The 21,927-nt window shown below is 37.7% G+C and carries 17 protein-coding genes, 1 tRNA gene and 1 pseudogene; 2 read left to right on the top strand and 17 right to left on the bottom strand.

Going from position 1 to position 21,927, the window contains the following annotated elements; genetic code table 11:
• Positions 1 to 2: 2 nt before the first annotated feature.
• The 11 genes and pseudogenes from Q0093_RS06550 to Q0093_RS06500 form a co-directional block, all read right to left on the bottom strand.
• Positions 3 to 1,094 (bottom strand): efflux RND transporter periplasmic adaptor subunit, encoded by a 1,092-nt coding sequence (locus Q0093_RS06550; protein WP_297929120.1) that lies wholly within the window; start codon positions 1,092 to 1,094, stop codon positions 3 to 5.
• A gap of 16 nt (positions 1,095 to 1,110) precedes the next feature.
• Positions 1,111 to 2,373 (bottom strand): TolC family protein, encoded by a 1,263-nt coding sequence (locus tag Q0093_RS06545; protein ID WP_297929118.1) that lies wholly within the window; start codon positions 2,371 to 2,373, stop codon positions 1,111 to 1,113.
• A gap of 227 nt (positions 2,374 to 2,600) precedes the next feature.
• A complete protein-coding gene (locus Q0093_RS06540) occupies positions 2,601 to 3,503 on the bottom strand; it encodes a helix-turn-helix transcriptional regulator (RefSeq protein WP_294178508.1) in 903 nt (300 codons plus the stop codon).
• 66 nt (positions 3,504 to 3,569) lie between these two features.
• Positions 3,570 to 4,688, bottom strand: a complete 1,119-nt coding sequence (locus tag Q0093_RS06535; RefSeq protein ID WP_297929116.1) for an ABC transporter permease — start codon at positions 4,686 to 4,688, stop codon at positions 3,570 to 3,572.
• Between the two features lies 1 nt (position 4,689).
• Complete coding sequence (locus Q0093_RS06530; protein WP_294178511.1) at positions 4,690 to 5,796, bottom strand: ABC transporter permease; 1,107 nt, start codon at positions 5,794 to 5,796, stop codon at positions 4,690 to 4,692.
• 1 nt (position 5,797) lies between these two features.
• A pseudogene (locus tag Q0093_RS06525) lies at positions 5,798 to 6,562 on the bottom strand (ABC transporter ATP-binding protein); the annotation flags it as partial.
• The gene (locus Q0093_RS06520; protein ID WP_297929149.1) at positions 6,543 to 7,472 is read right to left on the bottom strand and encodes an ABC transporter ATP-binding protein; all 930 of its coding nucleotides are present in this window, start codon (positions 7,470 to 7,472) and stop codon (positions 6,543 to 6,545) included. The gene Q0093_RS06520 and the pseudogene Q0093_RS06525, both read right to left, overlap by 20 nt.
• 19 nt (positions 7,473 to 7,491) lie before the next feature.
• The gene (locus Q0093_RS06515; RefSeq protein WP_297929115.1) at positions 7,492 to 8,403 is read right to left on the bottom strand and encodes an HlyD family efflux transporter periplasmic adaptor subunit; all 912 of its coding nucleotides are present in this window, start codon (positions 8,401 to 8,403) and stop codon (positions 7,492 to 7,494) included.
• Between the two features lies 1 nt (position 8,404).
• Positions 8,405 to 9,664 (bottom strand): TolC family protein, encoded by a 1,260-nt coding sequence (locus Q0093_RS06510; RefSeq protein ID WP_297929113.1) that lies wholly within the window; start codon positions 9,662 to 9,664, stop codon positions 8,405 to 8,407.
• Between the two features lie 32 nt (positions 9,665 to 9,696).
• Positions 9,697 to 10,320: a TetR/AcrR family transcriptional regulator gene (locus tag Q0093_RS06505; RefSeq protein WP_294178517.1), complete on the bottom strand. Its 624-nt coding sequence runs from the start codon at positions 10,318 to 10,320 to the stop codon at positions 9,697 to 9,699.
• Between the two features lie 367 nt (positions 10,321 to 10,687).
• Positions 10,688 to 11,971 carry an O-acetylhomoserine aminocarboxypropyltransferase/cysteine synthase family protein gene (locus Q0093_RS06500; protein WP_297929111.1) on the bottom strand — a complete coding sequence of 428 codons (1,284 nt, stop codon included), beginning with the start codon at positions 11,969 to 11,971 and terminating at the stop codon, positions 10,688 to 10,690.
• Positions 11,972 to 12,298: 327 nt separating this feature from the next.
• On the opposite strand from Q0093_RS06500, the gene Q0093_RS06495 reads away from it, so the two are divergent.
• Entirely contained in the window at positions 12,299 to 14,116 is a 1,818-nt protein-coding gene (locus Q0093_RS06495) for a glycoside hydrolase family 2 protein (protein WP_297929109.1), read from the top strand.
• 240 nt (positions 14,117 to 14,356) lie between these two features.
• Positions 14,357 to 14,428 (top strand) — tRNA-Met (locus tag Q0093_RS06490).
• 67 nt (positions 14,429 to 14,495) lie between these two features.
• On the opposite strand, the gene Q0093_RS06485 is transcribed toward Q0093_RS06490, so the two are convergent.
• The 6 genes from Q0093_RS06485 to hypE form a co-directional block, all read right to left on the bottom strand.
• On the bottom strand, positions 14,496 to 15,746 hold the full coding sequence (locus Q0093_RS06485) for a multidrug effflux MFS transporter (RefSeq protein ID WP_297929107.1): 1,251 nt from the start codon (positions 15,744 to 15,746) through the stop codon (positions 14,496 to 14,498).
• A 599-nt stretch (positions 15,747 to 16,345) separates the two neighbouring features.
• Positions 16,346 to 16,804: a hydrogenase maturation protease gene (locus Q0093_RS06480; RefSeq protein WP_294178523.1), complete on the bottom strand. Its 459-nt coding sequence runs from the start codon at positions 16,802 to 16,804 to the stop codon at positions 16,346 to 16,348.
• Positions 16,805 to 17,140: 336 nt separating this feature from the next.
• Positions 17,141 to 17,935, bottom strand: a complete 795-nt coding sequence (gene cybH / locus Q0093_RS06475) for a Ni/Fe-hydrogenase, b-type cytochrome subunit (protein WP_294178871.1) — start codon at positions 17,933 to 17,935, stop codon at positions 17,141 to 17,143.
• 14 nt (positions 17,936 to 17,949) lie between these two features.
• Complete coding sequence (locus Q0093_RS06470; protein ID WP_297929104.1) at positions 17,950 to 19,668, bottom strand: nickel-dependent hydrogenase large subunit; 1,719 nt, start codon at positions 19,666 to 19,668, stop codon at positions 17,950 to 17,952.
• Between the two features lie 12 nt (positions 19,669 to 19,680).
• The gene (locus tag Q0093_RS06465; RefSeq protein ID WP_307766691.1) at positions 19,681 to 20,865 is read right to left on the bottom strand and encodes a hydrogenase small subunit; all 1,185 of its coding nucleotides are present in this window, start codon (positions 20,863 to 20,865) and stop codon (positions 19,681 to 19,683) included.
• A gap of 15 nt (positions 20,866 to 20,880) precedes the next feature.
• Complete coding sequence (gene hypE / locus Q0093_RS06460) at positions 20,881 to 21,921, bottom strand: hydrogenase expression/formation protein HypE (protein ID WP_297929101.1); 1,041 nt, start codon at positions 21,919 to 21,921, stop codon at positions 20,881 to 20,883.
• Positions 21,922 to 21,927 lie beyond the last annotated feature (6 nt).

Below are 21,927 nucleotides of genomic sequence, written 5' to 3'. Positions count from 1 at the left end.
TTTTAGTTAGCTTTTAAAGCATTGTACACCAAAAGAGCATTTTGGGTGATAATTTTTTCGCCTTCGTTTAGACCTGAACTTAAATAACAATATTTCCCGGATTGTTTGTATATTTCTATTTCCTTGATTTTCGTACGATTATCGGGAGTTATGGCAATAACATAATTTTTACCGTTTTCAAAAATTAGAGCCTGAGTATCGATGCGGGGCATTGATTTTTCAAAAAGAGTCGATTGCACATGAATATTGGTAAACATACCAGGTTTAAGGATATGATCTATATTTTTGAGTTCAATTCTGGCATTCATTGTTTTACTTTCCGGGTCGAGTATATGAGATATTTTTTCGATGATACCCGTAAACTCTTTGTCCGGATAAGCTAATGTCGTGATTCTTACCGAATCTTTTTCATGTATTTTATTGATATCGCTTTCATAAATATCAGCAATTATCCATACATCATTAAGTCCTGAAATAGTAAAAAGATCTTCATCTTGATCGTTGCGTATTTGCATTCCTTTACTGATATTTTTATCTATTATAAATCCGGTTACAGGTGCTTTAATTTGGTAAAATGAATTCGGCTGAATGTGATATATGGAGAAAATCTCTTGTAATCGTTGTCGTTCATTATGAGCGTTGGTAAGTTCTTGTCGTGCTATCATGACATCTTTTTCTGAAGTCATGCCAGAGTGAAACATGTCTTCGGTAGCTTGTAAATTTCTTTGTGCAGTTTTTACATTTTCTACGGCGTCTTTCAATTGTTTTTCATAATCGGCGGCTTCTCCGCTTCGGATTATGGCCAACGTATTACCTTTTTTTACATAGTCGCCGATTTCTGCATTTATTTCTGTAATAGTCCCTCCGAATATTGGAAAAACACGAGCCGTTTGTTTCGGATCGAGAGTTACTCGTCCGTTGAGAGTCAACTCGTCTGAGATTTTATATATTTGCACGGTATCGATAGAAATAATCTCTTGCAGACTGTCAGAAATAATTCCGGATGAGGGATTCTTTTCTGTTATCTTTTTCCCGGAGCAAGAAAAAAGAACAAAAAGTAGTAAGATATGGAATATAGATGATTTCCCTTTCATATTTGTATGCATTAAATTAATAATTGAAAATATTTTTTCCGGTAAGTGTGTTTAGCTTTTCCATAAGTAGGAAAACGTTTTTTCTGGATTCGCACAATTGCAGACATACCTCTTTATAGCTTTCATAGTAATCGATAAATTCAAGCATATTGATATTTCGTAACTTGAAATTCTCATTTACTCCCGATATTAATGTATCGAAATTATTTTCCAGTTCGGAGTTTCCTGAACGGTAAAGTTGTAATGCTCTTTTTAATTGAGAGTATGTTGCATATACTTCTGATCGGGCTTTTTCTATTGATAAATCTTTTTCTTTAATTTTCTTTTGTATATCAAATCGAGCAGCCTTGATATTTCCTTGGTTTCTGTCAAATAAAGGAATGGATATGTTTATCCCTATGGCAAAATAATTATTTATAAAATTCCCGGCTCGGTCATATATCCCTTTTACGGCGAATTCAGGGGCAGCCATTGATTTCTGGAGTTTCAGATTTGCTTTTGAAGCTTGTAGTTCTGTATGGGATATTTTTATATCAGGTCTTTCCGTTAATGTCAGGCATAGATCATCATAGGGTATTTCTTCTAATTTGTATTTGTCGGCTACAGATATATCGATAATAGGAGAAATTGGTTTGCCGGCCTCGTAATTCAGTAGTAGGTTCAATGTCTCTTTATTTTCTATAAGCCGGGCGGTAATTTCACTTTTGTCTTTCTCTAAAGAAAAGAGTAATGCTTCAAGTCGTGAGATCTCCAGAAGAGATAAGTTCCCTTTTTGATGTTGTTCTTGATAGGTGTTCAGTAAAAGTTTTAACGCAGCTATTTCTGTATCATAAACTTTAACAGACCGATTATCGAAATAAATTTCTATACATGTTTCACGGAGTTTACTTTTGAGTGTTCGCAAAACTTCTTCAAATTGGTATTTTGCATTTTCTTTATTTATCTTTTCTAATTTGATACGTTTGTTTCTTTGTCCTGCAATTTGGATAATTTGCTCTATCTCTACACTGGCTTCACCATCTTTGCCGACATCGAAGTATTTATCGTTTAATCGGTTATATATGTTTTGTTCGAGAGATAAAGACGGATTATCCCATAATTTGACTTGTGTAATCTTTGCTTGTGCAATGTCGATATTATATCGTTCGGCAATAAGTGTTAAATTTCTGGAAATGAAAATTTGCTCGGCTTTTTGTAAGGACAGTTGAGTACTTTCCGGTTGTGCATTTCCATAAAGTAGGCATCCGCAGAAACATAAAGTGATTAAATTTTTTTTCATTCTGTATATTTAATTTTCGGCAAAGATAGAATTCGATATTTGGGAGAGTGTACAGAATGAATTATAATATACTTATACGAAATTAGAATTTGATTAGAAGATTATAAAGTATTGTAGATCTGTGTTTTATGGATATAAAAAATAAGAATGCAGGCCGAAAAAAGTATATTTATCTATGTTTTTCGGCCTGCATTTATAAGAAGAAACTTTTTAGAATTATCTTATCTTTATGGAATAGTTGAGATCGCGTTACTTCGGTAATACTTGGGAGAAAAACCTGTGTAACGTTTGAAAAACTTACCGAAAAAAGACGGGTTTGGGAAATTCATTTGAAAAGCTATTTCTTGGATAGTTGCATTAGAATATTTTAAAAGAAAAATAGCTTCTGACATGATGACTTCATCTATCCATCGTGAAGGAGTTTTTCCGCTTACCTCTTTTATTATAGTCGATAAATATTTAGAAGAAATACATAATTTGGACGCATAAAAATGAACCTTTCTCTCTTTTTTGCAGTATTGCGAGACCAATTGCATAAAACGCGCGAAATAATCTTGGCTTCTACTTTGGTAAACATCTTTGATTTCGAGAGATTTGGGATCACTTGCCAAACTGATTATGTCATATAAGAATGTTTTTAAGGCTGCGTGATAGGCTTCTCTGTTCCATTCCGAATATGTGGCGGTTTTCATTCGTTCCTGTATATTACCCAACGTTCGTATAAGTTCATCTTTTCTTTTGGTCGGAATGTCGATTACGGGAATGTTCGTTGTTTGGATAAATAAAGGAGATATTTTATTCCACTGTAAAAAATTTTTTCTTAAATAGTCGGGTGCTAAAATCAATCCGGTTATGATACACTCTTTTTTACAATCTATTTTTATAATATTATTGGGGAGATGAACAAATAATGTATCTGGGGTTACAGTATATGATTTTAAGTCTGATATTATGTTTAGTTCTCCGCTGATACAAAATAATAGAGCGTAAGCTTCGACTTGAAAAGGAAGCAGTACATCTTCCGGTTTTATAGTCTGTTGCATTATCATGCAACCGTCAAGCACACTTTTCTCTTTGTAAAAGTATGATTGAGTTATATGCTCGAATGTGCATTTTTTTATTTGTACCATATCAGTCGTTTTTTGATATATCATATTGAAATAACTTTATCTGTTTCTTTCTCTTTAGATAGTCCTTTATGAGTTTTTCCGATAACTTAGAACCGCCCATATATTAAGCGTTACGGCAAAACTTAATAAAGCCGTCAGTTGCGGTATTAATTCTGTTATTCCGCTTCCACGCAGATAAACAGCTCTCATTACTTGGATAAAGTATTTTAATGGGTTGAATATAACGATTGTTTGTGCCCATTTCGGCATACTGGCAATCGGAGTAAATAGCCCGCTTAACAAAATCAAGATAATCATAAAGAAGAACATGACGAACATCGCTTGTTGCATAGTACTTGAATAGTTTGAGATAATCAGTCCGAATCCGGAGATTAAAACGATGAAAATCAATGAAAAAAGATATAGAGTGAGCAGACTCCCAACGGGAGAGATTCCATATAATACTTTAGCTAATAAAAAACATATATTTAGTACTATGAATCCAATAATCCAGTAGGGTATCAATTTAGCGAGGATAAATGTAAATTTGCTTACCGGAGTCACATTGATTTGCTCGATAGTTCCTATTTCTTTTTCGCTTACTATATTTAATGCCGGAAGAAATCCGCAAAGCATAGTCAGTAACATTACCATGAGTGCCGGAACCATAAAGAATTTGTAATTTAAGTGTGGGTTGAAACGGTTCTGCACCGAAATATTTACTGTTGTGGATAGATTCCCCGCATTGCTTGAATTTTGCCACTCTTGTCGTATTTCTCCGGCAAAACTGTTTATTATTTCCATCATATAAGAACTCCCCAATCCCCCTTTTGTCCCGTTTACGGTGTTGGCGGAGATCAGCACGTTCGTATTTTTTTCTTTGATGAGGTCCTTTTCAAAAAAAGGCGGTATTTCGAGAATAATGTCGATAGAACCTTTTTCTATCGACTGCATGGCTTCGTTATATGTCGGAGATATTTCTTTTAAATGGAAATATTCGGATGCATTTATCTTGTGTATGAGCCTTCGGGAATAATCCGAATGGTCGTTATCCACTATCCCCAGATTAATATTTTTTATTTCAAGGTCTGCTGCCCAAGGCATCAGTATCATCATCATACACGGAAAGATCAATATTAATTTCGGCATGAATGAGTCCCTGATCATCTGTTTGAACTCTTTTTCTATCAGATATTTTATTTTCATATTATTCAAGTCTGTTTTTAAATTTCTTTAGACTTATAGTAATTAATATTATAGCCATAAACATGAGAATCGATATTTCTTGCCATGCAAGAGAGACATTTACCCCTTCGATCATCAGTTTTTTTACGGTCATTATATACCATTTTGCCGGAATGATATGCGATATCCATTGTAGTATAGAAGGCATACTTTCTATTGGAAATATCATTCCTGACAGTAACATAGTAGGCATCATCAATATCATCCCCGAAGCCAGCATAGCTGCTACTTGCGTCTTTGTCAAAGTCGAGATCAGCAACCCGAGAGATAATGATACGAAAATGAAAAGGAGAGATACGATAATCAGCCAGAATAGACTGCCGGCAATAGGAACATGCAAAACGTAAACCGATAAAATAAGTATGGTGAACAAGTTTACGCAAGAAAGAACGAAATAAGGAACTGCTTTTGCCAAAATAATAAAGATAGGTCTCATCGGAGAAACCAACAGAACTTCCATTGTACCCATTTCCTTTTCTCGGACAATCGATATAGATGTCATCATTGCGCATATCAACATCAGAATAAGACCCATAACACCCGGTACAAAATTATATGCACTCTTCATTTGAGGATTATATAATAATTTTATACTTGAGGTGATGTGCATGGGGATATTGTTGCCAAGAGCCAGTTCTTGTTGGCTGGCAGCAATGATACTTGCAGCGTATTGAGTAAATGTTTTTGCTGTATTGGGATCGGTTGCGTCGGCAATAATTTGTATGCCGGCTTCTCCGGTATGCAATAATTTGCTGCTAAACTGTTCGCTGAATACGATTACCATATCCGCTTTGCCCTCTTTAAACTCTTTTTCTATTTCGTTACTGGTATGCAGATAGCGATCTACGATAAAATATTCGCTGGCGTCTATTCGCTCTATTATTTTTCTGCTGACGATATCTTCATTTGGATTCAGTATGCTGACCCGTATGTCCTTTATATCGGTACTGAGTGCAAAACCGAAAATTATAATCTCTATAATCGGCATTCCGAGAAGAATCATCATTGTCCGGATATCCCGGAAAATATGATAAAATTCTTTGTGTACAAAAGCTATAAATTGTCTCATATCAATCTGCTTTACGAGTTGCCTTACGGGCTAATTGCTGGAAGACATCTTCCATGCTTTCTGCTTTAAATTGATGTTTCAAATTCTTGGGAGTATCTAATGCTTCTATGCGTCCGTCAACCATGATCGAGACCCGATTGCAATATTCCGCTTCATCCATATAATGCGTGGTAACGAATATGGTTATTCCCCGATCGGCAGCCTGATAGATCAATTCCCAGAATTGACGTCGTGTTGAGGGGTCTACGCCTCCGGTCGGTTCATCGAGAAATACGATTTTCGGTTCATGGAAAATAGATACCGAAAATGCAAGTTTCTGTTTCCAGCCGAGAGGAAGTTCTTTTACTAAAGTATTCCGTTCGCTTTCAAATCCGAGTTGTTTTAGAAGTATGTTTGTTTTTTCGGAGATCTGACGGTCGTTCATGCCGTATATTCCGGCAAAAAGCCGTATGTTTTCCCATACCTTTAAATCTTCGTAGAGCGAAAATTTCTGACTCATGTACCCGATATTCTCTTTTACATTCTCGGCTTGTCGGTATATATCGAACCCTGCAACCTTTCCTTTCCCTGAAGTCGGTTTGCTAAGACCGCAAAGCATTCTCATCGCGGTTGTTTTTCCAGCGCCGTTAGCCCCTAAAAAACCGAAAATTTCACCTTTAAAAACTTTGAAGGAGATGTGGTTTACGGCCGTAAAATTCCCGAACGTTTTAGTCAGGTTTTCTGTTTCAATAACAATTTCGTTCATATTATCCGTTTTGAGCAAGCTGCATGTAACAATCTTCTATAGAAGCCTTAATTTCCTGAATTACGATTTCCTCGTGGCCTTTTTGTTGTAACCATTTATGTAAATTGTTTATCGTTAAATCATTGTTTTTTAAAGTGATATGGTGTGTTTCACCAAATGCAAAACAACTGTCGATAAAAGGATGAGATCGTAAATCTGTCAGTAATTTAAACATTTTTTTACTTTGTACCGACCATAAAATTTTATTAAAGCTGGCGATAATGTTTTCAGGCGTATCTATTTCCATGAATTTACCCTCTTTAATTAGAGCAATTTTGTCACACAAACGAGCTTCATCCATGTAGGGGGTAGATACGAGTATTGTAATACCCTGATTTTTTAATCGTTTCAGCATTTCCCAGAATTCTTTGCGGGAAACAGGATCTACACCGGTAGTCGGTTCGTCTAAAAACAGAACCGAAGGCTTGTGAATGAGTGCGCAACTTAAAGCCAGCTTCTGTTTCATCCCTCCGGATAAAGCTCCGGCTTTTCTGTCTTTAAACGGCTCTATCTGTTGGTAAATATCTTTTATTAAATAATAATTCTCTTGAATGGTAGTTTGAAAGACAGATGCGAAAAATTTCAGGTTTTCTTCTACCGATAAATCGGGATATAGAGAAAATTTACCGGGCATATATCCGACACGATTACGGATCTCTTTATAATCTTTTATTATATCCAGTCCATCGACGGAGGCTGTTCCGCTGTCAGGCAGGATAAGAGTTGTCAATATTCTGAACAAACTCGTTTTTCCGGCACCGTCCGGCCCGATGATCCCGAACAGTTCTCCTTGAGATACCGAAAATGAAATGCCCTCTTTAGCGTCCGGTTGTCCGAGAGCATATTTGTTTTCGTAAGATTTTTTGATATTATTTACTTCGATAGCTTGCATGGAACTTCGTTTTTGGTAGTCAGTCATTATTCGAGGTGAATTTTACCTCTCCGTACATTCCTATTTTTACATAACCATCGTTTTTTATTGCTATTTTTACTGCATAAACGAGGTTTGCCCGTTCGTCTTTAGTCAATATTGTTTTGGGAGTAAATTCAGATTGAGAAGAGATCCATGTGACGATACCGGGATATTCTTTTCGTTTCTCATCGCCGTAATCTGATATTACCGTTACTTTTTGCCCCACTTTGACTTGGGACAGTTGAACAGAAGTAATATATGCTCTGAGATACATATTTTCGATGTCGGCAACTTTGAAAAGAGGTTTTCCGGTATTTGCCAATTCTCCGGCTTCGGCATATTTGGTGAGTATAGTTCCGTTGATAGGACTGCTGATAGAACATTTTTTTAGTTGGTCTTCTATTTGGGCGACTTGTATTTCAAGAGCCGAACTTTGTTCCGTAATGCTGTTGCTATTGTTTTGTAATGTAGATTCCTGAGCTTTCAGTTGTTTCTCCAGAACAGCGATCTGCCCATTGATGTCATCTAATTGTTTTTCATTGGCAGCATTCGATTTAAGCAGATTGATAATTCTCCTTTGTTCGATTTGGGCAGTTGCGATTTGTTGTTGTGTAGCCGCAATTTGTTTATTTATATCCGGACGGTTACTTTCGACAGAACGGATATTTTTTAGTAATTGCTCTTTTTGCAGAAATAACTGTACCGTATCGATATAGCCTAATTTTTGTCGGGCGGTTACGATAGTCCCTTCTTCGATATCGAGTTGTTCTATTTTACCGTTGGCTTCGGCAGAAACGATTACTTCGGTGGCTTCAAAAGTCCCTGAAGCGTCCATGTTGTCACTATTATTTCCACAGGCACATAAAGCGATAAAGCCTAATAATATTCCGTATTGATATATCTTTTTCATATTAATTGTTTGTTGTATTTTTCAAATTATATATAGCCATTAAATATTGTATTTCATGTAAATATTTAGATTGTCTGGCTTGATCTGCCGCATTGATTTCCCGTAAAAGTTCGGTCACCGATAATGTCCCGTTTTTCACTTTTATTTCAGCCGCCTTTTTTATGTTGTCACGTAATGAGATGATTTGATCATCTTCTTTCATAAGTTCTTTGATTTTTTTTATTTCGCTGTTTTCCTGAAGCATTTGTAAACGAGTGTTGAACAAGAATGTTTCTTGTCCGATTTGGTTATTTCGGATATTCGTATCGATGATTTTTTTCTCATTTTTTTTAGTATAAAGAGTCCCGAAGTTCCAAGATAACCGCACCCCTGCTATGTAGTAAGGTGTAAACTCGTTTTTTAGCATGTCTAAGCCGGGATTTCCGTATGCACCTTGTATGAATAAACCTAATTTAGGCATATTTGAAGCTGATAAAATTTTCTTTTGGGATTGTAAAAGAGTGTGTTGTGCCTCGAAAAGTTGTAGTTCGGGGCGCTTTATCTCATTACCGGGAGGCAATGTTGTAGTCGGTTTTTCCAGTGCTTTGCTATCCGGTATATTTTCTCCGATCATTGCACCGAGCATCCGAAGGTAAGCATCCTGTCCGGTTTGTAATTCTGTATTGCGTTGTCTGGCGTTGATCTGCTCTACTTTTACGGCATCCAAGTCGCTTTGATTAGCAATACCATTTATCATATACGACTCTATTTGTTTGTAGTTCCTTTCCAGTTCTTGCTGTAATAGCATGTTTTGTTTCAACTGTTCATCGATAAGAAGAATGCCGAAATAGAGTTGGTTGACCCTGTCGTTTAATTCATACATTTCTACGTCTAATTTTTTATTCTCGACATCGGACGAGGCTTGAAGACTGTTTTTTTGAGAGCGGATAGCACCTCCGTCCCAAATGACTTGATTTAATTCGACGGCGATTTTATATTGGTCTTTATTCAACCCCTTGATATTAAGGTTCGGCAATCGAATAGGAATCTCCGTGACATCCGATTGATAGGTGGCTTGAGCTGAAAAAGTAAGTTGTGGCAGGTAACCTTTGTTTGCATTGGATAGATTGTATTCCCGCGTTTGCTCTATCAATCCGTATTGTTTGATTTGTGGATAATTTTCTATCGCTTTTTTCTGGCAACTTTCTAAAGATAGTTGTCCATAACCATGAAAAACCGGTAAGCAGGAAAAGAAAACACCTAAAATAAAAAAACGTTTCATAGGAATTGTTTTTGTTAGAACTTATAATTTATTTATGGACGAAGGCCGTTAGTGATAAGAGTGATTACTTCCTTTTTCCGAGTTTCTACAACCTTTTCGAAGTCTCCGAGTTCTATTCCCGTTATATTGCGAATGGATGGGTATGCAAGAAATATGAAAGCATTCATGGATAGAATGTCAAGAAGCAAAGTAATCGCTTCTATCGGTCGGATTTCTCCGTTTTGAATAGCTTGTTTTCGTTCTTCTTCAAATTGCATATAGTAAGGTTTTGCCTTTTCTAATAGCAAACTTCTTAACCATTCGGTACGTTTAGGATCAGAGCCGAGTTCGTTCAAGATCATTCTCGGTAGTTTCGGATTTTGTTGTAAGATAGAAAAATGGATTTCTATAACTTGCCGTATTCTTTCGAGAAAAGAAACTTTTTGTTGACTTAATTCGAAAAGCTGAGGGATTATATGTTCTAATTTTTTCTCAAAAATGCGGTTGAATAAGTTTTCTTTCGTACGGAAATAATAGTGTATCAATGTTTGATTACATCCTACAACTCGTGCGATTTCAGTTGTTGAAGTACGGTTAAAACCTTTGTCTAAAAAAAGCTCTTCGGCAACCTTTAATATTGATTGCTCCATGTCATGATTAGTTTCGGTATTTGCCATTTCTATATTATTAATAGATTTATTTAATCAACTTGTTTAATTATTATATTTAATAGTCTTATTAGGATGTGCAAATGAAAATATAATTTTGAATTTGAGCAACGATTGAGAGTTTATTTTTCTTAAAAAATCTTGAAGATATTTTTTATCGGAAAATTTAAACAGACTCTTAAGAAGTTACATGAGAATTACCAGAAGAAATAACTTTAGTGCTTAAAGTTACTTTAAAGTGGGAAAATCTTGATTTGAAAAAAATTACGAATAGTAAAAAGATCTGCGATACGATTTGTGTATCAAGCTTTTTACTATTCATAATAATCGCAAGTTATACATTCCGGAAAAGAATATGTAAAATTTAGACAGGCTCTTAAAATTTAGCCAAAGCTTGTTCTATATCGGCAATTATGTCATTTACATCTTCAATACCGACCGATAATCGAATTAAATCAGGAGCAACTCCTGCTTCGATCAATTGCTCGTCGGTAAGTTGACGATGGGTGTGACTTGCCGGGTGGAGTACGCATGTACGTGCATCTGCCACATGCGTTACGATACAAGCTAATTTTAAGTTATCCATGAATTTTATAGCATCTTCACGGCTTCCTTTCAAGCCGAATGCAATTACCCCGCAAGAACCGTTCGGCAAATATTTCTGTGCTAATTCATAATATTTACTGCTTTTTAATCCGCAATAATTTACCCATGCGACTTTATCGTTAGCCTCAAGGTATTCGGCAACCTTTTGTGCATTTTGACAATGTCGGGGGACACGTAAATGTAAAGTCTCCAGTCCGAGATTTAGTAAAAATGCATTTTGAGGAGATTGTATAGAACCTAAATCACGCATTAGTTGAGCTGTAGCTTTAGTTATATAAGCCATTTTCCCGAAAGCTTTAGTATAAGTCAGTCCGTGGTACGATTCATCCGGTTGCGTCAGTCCCGGAAATTTATCTGCCTGGGCTTCCCAGTCAAAATTTCCGCTATCGACGATAACTCCTCCTACGCAAGTTGCGTGCCCGTCCATATATTTTGTTGTGGAATGAGTTACGATGTCAGCTCCCCATTCGAACGGACGACAATTTATCGGAGTGGCAAAAGTATTGTCAACGATCAGGGGAACTCCATGCTTATGTGCAATTCGAGCAAACTTTTCTATGTCGAGTACATCTATGCTTGGGTTCGATATAGTTTCACCGAACAAGGCTTTGGTATTTGGGCGAAAAGCTTTGCTGATCTCTTCTTCACTGTCGTCGGCATTGACGAAAGTACATTCTATTCCTAATTTTTTTAGGGTTACGCCGAATAAGTTGTAAGTTCCGCCATATATGGTGGAAGAACATACGAAATGATCTCCGGCTTGGCATATATTGAAGATAGCATAAAAGTTAGCCGCTTGTCCCGATGATGTTAACATAGCCCCGATGCCACCTTCTAAAGCTGCGATCTTTGCAGCTACGGCATCATTAGTAGGATTTTGTAATCGAGTATAGAAATAACCAGACTCTTCCAGATCGAACAATTTTGCCATTTGTTCGCTGGTCTCATATTTGAATGTCGTGCTCTGATAAATCGGTAATACTCTCGGTTCTCCTTTTTTCGGGTTCCACCCCCCTTGTACGCAAAGAGTTGCTCGGCTGAATTTTTTTTCCATATTTAAATTTACTTTATAATATTAGCAATGTTCATGTCGGGTACAAAAATAAAAATAATTATTGATGATAATGATGTATGTAGGTGTATTGTAATATAAAATAAGAAAGTGTGATTATAAACCGAGAGAAGATGCAAAAATAATCTGATCGTATTTTTTGTAGAATTTAGATAAGCTCTAAGAATTGATATAATTGTTATTTCGAGTAAAACTTTATGCGATTAATCTCGTTTTTTGCACCGATATTTCTATAAATTGAAAAAATATTTTTATTGTTGTCCTGACATAAATCCTACCTTTGTGAAAACAAAAAATAATTGTGATATCATGAAAAAGCCGTTTTTTATTTGTACGATCTTGGTTTGTATTTTTACGAATATTCATGCTCAATGGAAACCCGTAGGAAATAGGATTGTGACACCTTGGACAGAAAAGATGGATGTGACTTCGGTTTTACCGGAATATCCTCGTCCGATTATGGAACGAAATGAATGGAAAAACTTGAATGGACTATGGGAGTATGCTATAACGGATGTCGGAAAAAGTTGTCCGAAGCAGTTTGACGGGCAGATATTAGTCCCCTTTGCAGTCGAATCGGCTTTATCCGGTGTCGGGAAAACTGTTGGGAAGGAGAAGGAGTTATGGTATTGCCGAACGTTTAATATTCCTTCGTCTTGGAAAAATAAAAAAATTCTGCTTCATTTTGGTGCTGTAGATTGGAAAGCGGATGTTTGGGTAAATGGTATAAAGGTGGGTAGTCATACGGGAGGATTCACCCCTTTTTCTTTTGATATAACCGCATCTCTTGTAACGAAAGGTGATAATCAGTTGATAGTAAAAGTTTGGGATCCTACGGATGATGGTTATCAACCGAGAGGAAAACAAGTAAAAAATCCCGGAGGTATTTATTATACTCCTGTTACGGGAATTTGGCAAACGGTATGGTTAGAGCCTGTGTCTGAGAAATATATAGAAAAATTGCGTATTACACCGGATATCGATAAGCATTTGCTGACTGTAGAAGTCGACCAGAATGTAGTTTCTGATGAAGACTTGATTGAAGTAAAAGTTTATGATGAGTCTAAGCTGATTGCGACTGCCCGAAGTATTAACCGAGAACCGCTCGTTGTATCTATGCCTCAAGATAGTAAATTATGGAGTCCTGATTCTCCGTTTTTATATACATTGAAAATATCCTTGAAGAATGGTAATAAGGTATTGGATCAGGTTGATAGTTATGCAGCTATGCGTAAATATTCTGTCGGGCGTGATGCTGCAGGAATTGTTCGACTGAGGCTAAATAATCAGTCCTTGTTCCAGTTCGGGCCATTAGATCAAGGTTGGTGGCCGGATGGGCTATATACAGCTCCTACCGATGAAGCTTTGAAATACGATATTCAGAAAACGAAGGATATGGGTTTTAATATGATAAGAAAACATGTCAAAGTCGAGCCTGCACGTTGGTACACTCACTGTGATAAATTAGGCATTATTGTATGGCAGGATATGCCGAATGGCGATCGTGGACAACAATGGCAAAACCGCAGTTATTATGAAGGTCCTGAAATGTATCGTTCTTCCGAGTCTGAAGCATGTTATCGAAAAGAGTGGAAAGAGATTATCGATTATCTATATTCTTATCCTTGTATCAGTACATGGGTTCCGTTTAATGAAGCTTGGGGACAATTCAAAACGGTCGAGATTGCAGAATGGACAAAACAGTATGATCCTACACGTTTAGTAAATCCGGCGAGTGGAGGTAACCATTTTACCTGCGGAGATATGCTCGATTTGCATAATTATCCTACTCCTGATTTGTATTTGTACGATGCACAGCGGGCTACGGTTTTGGGTGAATATGGTGGAATAGGGCTTATTATAAAAGGTCATCTTTGGGAACCTGACCGTAATTGGGGATATATTCAGTTCAATTCTTCAAAAGAGGCGACAGATGAGTATTTAAAATATGCCAATCAATTATACGATTTGATTTTCAAAGGTTTTTCGGCGGCTGTTTATACTCAGACAACGGATGTAGAAGTTGAAGTCAACGGATTAATAACGTATGACCGTAGAGTAATCAAATTAGATGAAAAACGGCTGAACGAGATTAATAGTCGCATTTGTAAATCTTTAAATAAATAAGCGGGTGGTTTCGAAAAGTGAGCTTTTTAGAAAAACTTAAAGTTGATAAACTGAGTTAAGTTTTTATTGATAGTTTTTTATAAATGATTGCTGAGTCAATATGTCTGAATCTGCAAGGTTATCTAAGATAGATCTTGCAGATTTCTATCTTTAAATAGTTGTGACATAATTGTATTTGTAGAAAGGTACTGAAAAATTTGTTTCGTACGAAATTTTTCGTACCTTTGCAGTCACAAATATCGCGGGGTGGAGCAGTGGTAGCTCGTTGGGCTCATAACCCAAAGGTCGTCAGTTCGAGTCTGGCTCCCGCAACTAAACAAAATAGGTCGATTCTATCAAAGAATCGACCTATTTTGTTTTAATGATTAGTAATTTTAGCTTACTCCTTTTTCCCTTTAGAGTTAGAAGCTGATATAAACTGGACTGTCGGTTTTAATTTTCCTTTGACGTTTATCCATAAGTGAGGATGTGTTTGTTTCAGGGCTATTATCGCACATACAAAAGAACATGCAGAACACAAGAAAAATATTAATCCTGTGGTTGGAAGAATGTCGCCTATGCTGACAAGAGGGGATACGATACCGCCGAACGCAAACCCTGTAGCTCCGAATAATGCAGAGGCTGTACCTGAATTTTGACGCTCGCTATCCATTGCTAAAGTTGTAGAAGCCGTAAAGGTAAGTCCCATGGTAAAGAGCAAGAAGAACAACAGCGTTTCATAAATAATGAAAGAACAATTATTGCTAAGAGCGATAAATTCGATTGCCGAGAAAATGACCATTCCTATACAACCAAAGAAAATGGCATGTTCGGGACTTTTAAATTTTATAGATAATGCTGCTGCTATTCCGATGGATAATGCGTTTATTCCAAAAAACAGACTGAATGTAAAGGCTGAGAAGCCGTAATGTTGTTGCATGATAAAAGGTGATGAAGATATGTTGGCGAATAATACCCCCATGGCAAATCCCATTTGGAGAACATAGAAAACATAACGACGATTATGTAGTATTTTTCCGAATCCCCATAATAATCCTTTGATGTTCTCCTGTTTTCTGTTCGATTTAGGTAGAGATTCTTTAAAACGAAAATTTCCGATCAGAAGGATGATACCGATGATTAATAGTATTATAAAAATACCTTTCCAGCCGATAGAATCAGTTAGAAATCCGCCTAATACCGGAGATGCAACCGGAGCTATACCGTTGATCGCTCCGATGATAGCCATGGCTTTTGCCAGATCTTGTCCCGAAAATTTATCGGTAGCTACTGACCGGGAAATGACAATACCTCCCGATCCAGCTATACCTTGCAATAAGCGGAAAGCAATAAAGCTTTCTATGTTCGGTGAGAAAATACAGAATACGGTTGAAACGATAAAAAGTAACATGGAAATAAGCAATAGTGGTCGTCGTCCGTATTTATCGCTTAACGGGCCGAAAAAAATCTGCCCGATCGCTAATCCGATCATACTCGATGTGAGTCCGAGTTGTACCATTGACGAATTTGTATCGAAATATCCTGTCATAGTCGGAAGACTCGGTAAATACATATCGGTTACCAAAGGACCGAAAGCTGTAAGAGCTCCTAACAAAATCAATAAAAATGCTTTAGAATTATTCTCTTTCATATATTATCTCCTATTAATTAAAAACCATTGCAAAATTACCAAGAATGTTTTGTCCGTGAGGAAAATATGTTACTTGTGTTAACCTTTTTTTGTCAGAAATAACAAGATGTGGCTTTGACTTGTTTTTCTGTACAAAAGGTTATTGGGAGGGAAATAAAAGCCGGAGGAATCGATCTTTCGGCTTGAGGATATTGAGGTTTCAGAGCCTGTCTCAATTTTGCTCGGGTCAGTTTTGAGAGTTTCTTTCGAGAATGTTTTTCTGTTTTTACGAGGAGGACAGCAGGCTATTTGACGAATGAAGACGGGAAAAAATACCGGAAGAAAACACGAAAATGACCTGATAATATTTTTTTGTCGGAAAATTTACGACAGGCTCTCAGGCTAAAGATAAAAATTTTAGCCTGATATGATGGTCTATTTCTTGCGGAGTATATTTATTTTGTACGAACACCTTTTACGGATACAAGTTATTCGGTATCGTTTGATATGAATACGGATAGCTATATTATGATCAATCTGAAAATAGTTGAATGCAGTTTGATGGATGGCAAAGTTTACGATGCATTTAGGTTCTTCCTGTTTTTCCATGGCAGATCATTTCATGATTTTATTTGTTTGATTAATTCATGAATTTTATTGATAATTGCAGGAATCGCTTCTTCGACTTTCGGAGATAATTGCATTCCTATTTCCCTGACTTCTTGAACCGATATTGCTAATAAATCGATTTCGGGAATTTGTTCTTGTAGAATCATGGCATCGATCATTTCTTTCAATCCTATTTCATGGGCGCTTAGTAAGAGAGGATAGTCATGAGAATATTTAGGTTTTAAATGTCGGATGGTACCTGCCGGACGGCTATCGAGAGTCGCATCTATTAATATCAGGTGTTTATACTGTTGTAGTGTACCGATTAAGAAGATACCGCCTGTGCCTCCGTCCAACAAATCGACCCCCAGCGGTAATTCTTCTTTCTCTAATCGGTTTATAACATGAATACCTATACCTTCGTCTTTTAAAACCAGATTTCCTACGCCCAGAATAAGTATATCTTTCATTTTTCGGATTTTTTTAGAACTTGTCTCAATTTTGCTCGGGTCAGATTTGAGAGATTCTTTCGAGGATGTTTTTCTGTTTTCAGGAGGATGATAGCGGGCTATCTGACGAGTGAAAACGGGAAAAAAGACCGAAAGAAAACGCAAAGATGACCTGATAATATTTTTTAATTGGAAAATTTAGACAGGTTCTTAGAACCTGTTTATATTATTTGAGATGTAGCAAGTATGATTTTTCAGTCATTTGAAAATCTTCATATTGCAACAGGGAAAAATCATATTAAAGAAATATTCTCATAAAAATTTAGACGACAGGCTCTTAAACAGTTTCTTGTTTTTTTATCTAAGAGTCTGTATAGATTTTTCTTTTATTTCGATTTCCTTCTTCAATAATTTTTCTTTCTCTTTTTTAAGAACGATCTTGTGTTTTGTTCTTTGTTCGTCTTCGTATTCTTTTACGAGACGTTCGTCTATAAATTTCCAGCCGCCGATGATCGATGATGCAATGCCGTTTCGTTCGATATAATCGTGGTAAAATACCAGATAAATATGAACAATGGCGAATAGGATAAACGCCCACATGAGAATATGATGTATATCTCTTACCGGATAAAATCCTCCCATAATGATTAGCAGTTTGCTGAAAAACGGAGCTAAAATACTGTCGGAATCTACATAGAACATTGCCAGTCCGGTAACAGACTGTATAATCATTATGAGAAATAGTCCGAAATAAGTAAACGCGGCGAGACTGTTGTGCCCGATATCGTAAACCGGTTTAGGAGATAGTAACAGAACGTCCACTTTAGTCGTTTCGAAAATTCCTCTCCATTGTTTTTTAGTCAAAGGTATGTAATTAGGCCACCGGGAAAATGTATTTCCGGCGAAGAACCAGTAAATGCGTACCAAAAAGTTGATTATAAAAATAAATGCGGCTATGAAATGTGTCAGCCGTACCCATCCGAACCAGTAATTAAATTCCGGTGCTGTCCCGTGCATTATCGCTGGAGGATCTCCTATAATGTAGCCGGTAATACATAGTATCGTAATGGCGAATGCGTTTACCCAATGAAAAATTCTGACGGGTAATTGCCATACATATACTTCTCTTAGGTGAGCTTTTTTACTGATCATGACTATCTGATTTATTATAGAGTGTCGAACTGGTGTACATGTTTTCCTTCTTCATCGTATAGATGTACGGCACAAGCCATACACGGATCAAAAGAATGAATGGTGCGTATGATTTCCAATGGAGCTGAAGCATCATGTACGGGAGTACCCAATAATGATTCTTCAAAAGAGGAGCGTTGTCCCTTTGTATCTCTTGGAGAGGCGTTCCATGTCGTCGGGACTACCATCTGATAGTTTTTTATTTGTTTATTTTCTATATTGACATAGTGTGCTAACGATCCGCGAGGTGCTTCTGCCAGTCCGATTCCTTGAGCTTTTTGAGGCCAAGTAGAAGGCTCCCAATATATATTGTTGAACATTCGGTAATCTCCCGATTTTATATTTTGCAGCAATTGAATATAGAAATCCTGCATCCAGTCTGCTAGTAGATTCGATTCCATAGCACGTGCCAGAGTTCGTCCTACTGTTGAATACATAGCTTCAAAGGGAACATTTAGTTGCTTTAAGCAGCGATCAGTCAATTCTTTATAATCGTCTCGACCGGAAGCATAACCGACAATCATACGAGCCAAAGGACCGGTTTCCATAGGTCGGTTCTTATAACGTGGGGTCTTTATCCAGCTATAAGGTTGAGAATTGTCCAGATATTGGTAGGGAGGGGTAGGACCGGTGTAATCCAGATTCGTTTCTCCGATAGAAGGGTGCAACCCGACATCTTTACCTTCACTGTAACTGTACCATGAATTGTTCACGTATTCCTGAAGTCCGTCCATTGCATAAGGATCGAAATCTTCGATGTGGTGTAGATCTCGGTTTATGATGATTCCTCTCGGACTTTTGTAAGTACTTAGTTCCCCATAATTTCCCGTGGGATAGTCTCCGTATGAAATATAATTTCGCAATCCACCTCCTATTTTTGTCCATTCGGGATAGTAGGATGCAATAGCAAGTACGTCGGGCAGGTAAACTTGCCGGACAAAATTCTGAGTTGTTTGAATAATTTCGGCTACATAACTGAGACGTTCCAGATTAATGGCATTGGGATCATTGATATTGACCGCACATGCCATTCCCCCGACTAAATAATTGGGATGAGGATTTTTACCTCCGAAAATAGTTTGTACTTTTACTATATCTTTTTGTACTTCCAGAGCTTCCAGATAGTGGGCTACTCCCAACAGATTAACTTCCGGAGGTAATTTGTACGCCGGATGTCCCCAGTATCCGTTTGCAAAGATCCCGAGTTTGCTGGATTCGACAAATTTTTTGATTTTCTTCTGTATGTCCGTAAAATAACCTATCGAACTTTTCGGCCATGCCGAGATGCTTTGAGCGATGGCAGATGTTTTTTTCGGATCTGCTTTGAGCGCTGAAACTACATCTACCCAGTCCAAAGCCTGTAATTGATAGAAATGAACTACATGATCTTGTTCTGTAAGTGCTATTTGCATGAGACTTCGTACACGTTCCGCATTCGGTGGAATAATGATTCCCAGCGCATTCTCTACAGCCCTGACCGAGGCCAGAGAATGTATAGACGTACATACTCCGCATACACGTCCTACATAAGCCCAGACTTCTCTCGGATCACGGTTTTGTGCAATAATTTCAATGCCGCGTACCATTGTACCGGTAGAAAAGGCATCTTTGATAATACCGTTCTCAATATCTGCTTCTATCCTTAAATGACCCTCGATTCTGGTAATCGGATCAACAACAACTCGTGTACTCATAGCTATGTCTTACTACAGTTTATCTGTTTCTTCTGTTTTTATTTTTTGTTCTATTTTCTCTTTTTCATTTTCCAGATGCGATTCTGTCTTGTCGAAATCCTCTTCATTTATACTCAGATCATCCATTTGATTTTTGATCAACTTATGTTTTTGTATATTGGTAACTACTGCATGTGCCAGAACTCCGCCTAAGGCTACGGCGCTTAATCCAGCCCCTATCTTATCGGCTGTTGCTTCTATTCCTATACCGTGAACATAAGGTATGTGACTATATAGTGGGCCGTAATCCCAGAAATTAGGTTCGGCACAACCGATGCAACCGTGTCCCGACTGGATCGGGTAACTGATGCTGTTGTTCCATTTGATTACAGCACAGGAGTTGAACGTATTGGGGCCTTTGCAGCCCATGTAGTAGAGACAGTAACCTTTCTTAGCGTTTTCATCATCGAATGATTGAACGAATAATCCTGCATCATAGGCAGGACGGCGGTAACAAGTGTCATGTATTCGTCGTCCGTAAAATACAGACGGACGTCCCATGTTATCCAATTCGGGAAGTTTATCGAATGTCAGGATATAAGTAATGACGCCGGCCATGACATCAGCAATAGGTGGACAACCCTGAACATTGATAATAGGTTTTCCCGAATATATTTTATGAACGGGCTCTGTTTTAGTCGGATTGGGATAAGCGTGTTGAATACACCCTGAAGATGCACAATTTCCCCATGCGATAATAGCTTCAGCCCCTGCAGCGCCTTCATCGAATATCGATTTCGCATCACGTCCAGCTATGGTGCAATATCCGGGACTTCCTAAAGGTACTGACCCTTCTACGATCATGATATAATGTCCGTAATTATCTTTCATGGCTTGGTGGCGAACTTCTTCGGCCTGTTCTCCGGCTGCAGCCATTAAAGTGTCGGAGTAATCGAGAGAAATCATTTCTAATAGAATTTGGCCTACCAGAGGATGTGATGAACGCAAGAATGATTCGCTACAACAGGTACATTCTTGGAAGTGATACCACAAAACAGGTTTTCTCGGTTTGTTCTGCAAAGCATCTACGACTTGTGCGACTCCTGAACTTTGTAGTCCGAGCATAGCACCCATCATTCCGCAGAATTTGAGAAAGTCCCGGCGCGAATATCCTTTATCCATGAGTTCCTGATAAAAACTTTTTGCTTTCATATCCATATACTTATTTAATCTTCAACATATTCTGGGTAACTGTTCCCCCGATAGTCTGCCGATGATCCGTGAAGATCCGAGAGTTGTATTTAAATATACTTCTCCGGGTGTACCTTTTACTACTTCACCTATAATTTCAGCTTTGCTTCCGTTCAGATCGTTTTTTATGATTTGCAGGGCGCTTTCGGCCTCTTCCGGAGGGAGAATAACCAGTAGTACGCCTTCATTGGCAACATAGAGAGGATCTAATCCGAGTAATTCACATGCAGAGAGTACAGGTTCTTCAATAGGGATTTTTGATTCGTCGATCGCTATACTGACTTGTGCCGTTTCAGCAATTTCGTTTAGCGTAGAAGCGACTCCTCCTCGTGTCGCATCCCGTAGCATGTGAATGTTGGGAATGCCTGAAAGTAGATTCATTACCATACTACGTAGTGCGACAGTGTCACTTTTTATTTTAGATTCGAATCCGAGATTTTCACGAGTTGATAAAATGCAGACACCGTGCTCTCCGATAGGACCTGTAACTATGATAATATCTCCTTCAGTTACATTTTTAGGAGATATTCGCAGGTTTTTCTGTATAGATCCGATACCGCTCGTGTTGATGAAGAGTCCATCGCATTTACCTTTTTCTACTACTTTGGTATCTCCTGTGACAATCGTGACTCCGGCTTTTTCTGCTGCCTTAGCCATTGTCTTTACGATTTTTTTCAGCTCTTCCAACGGAAGTCCTTCTTCCAGTATAAAACTTGCAGACAAATAAAGCGGAGTTGCACCGCAACATAAAAGGTCGTTTACCGTCCCGTTTACAGCAAGGTCTCCGATGTTTCCTCCGGGGAAAAATAAAGGAGAAACGACAAAGGAATCGGTTGTAAAAGCAATATGTTGAGACATTAACGGCAATACCGTTCCGTCATGTTGTTGTTGAAGAAACGGATTGCTGAATGCCGGATAAAATATTTCATCAATTAGAGATTGAGTGAGTGTTCCTCCGCTTCCGTGACCGAGCAATACTCGGTCATATCTTTGCTTAGGGATGGGACATTGTGCCGATTTCATTATTTT

It is taken from the genome of uncultured Coprobacter sp. (genome assembly GCF_947855755.1).
Classification (GTDB): Bacteria; Bacteroidota; Bacteroidia; order Bacteroidales; family Coprobacteraceae; genus Coprobacter.
Note: the sequence above shows the minus strand (reverse complement) of the source record. Positions and strands in the feature narration are given on the sequence as shown.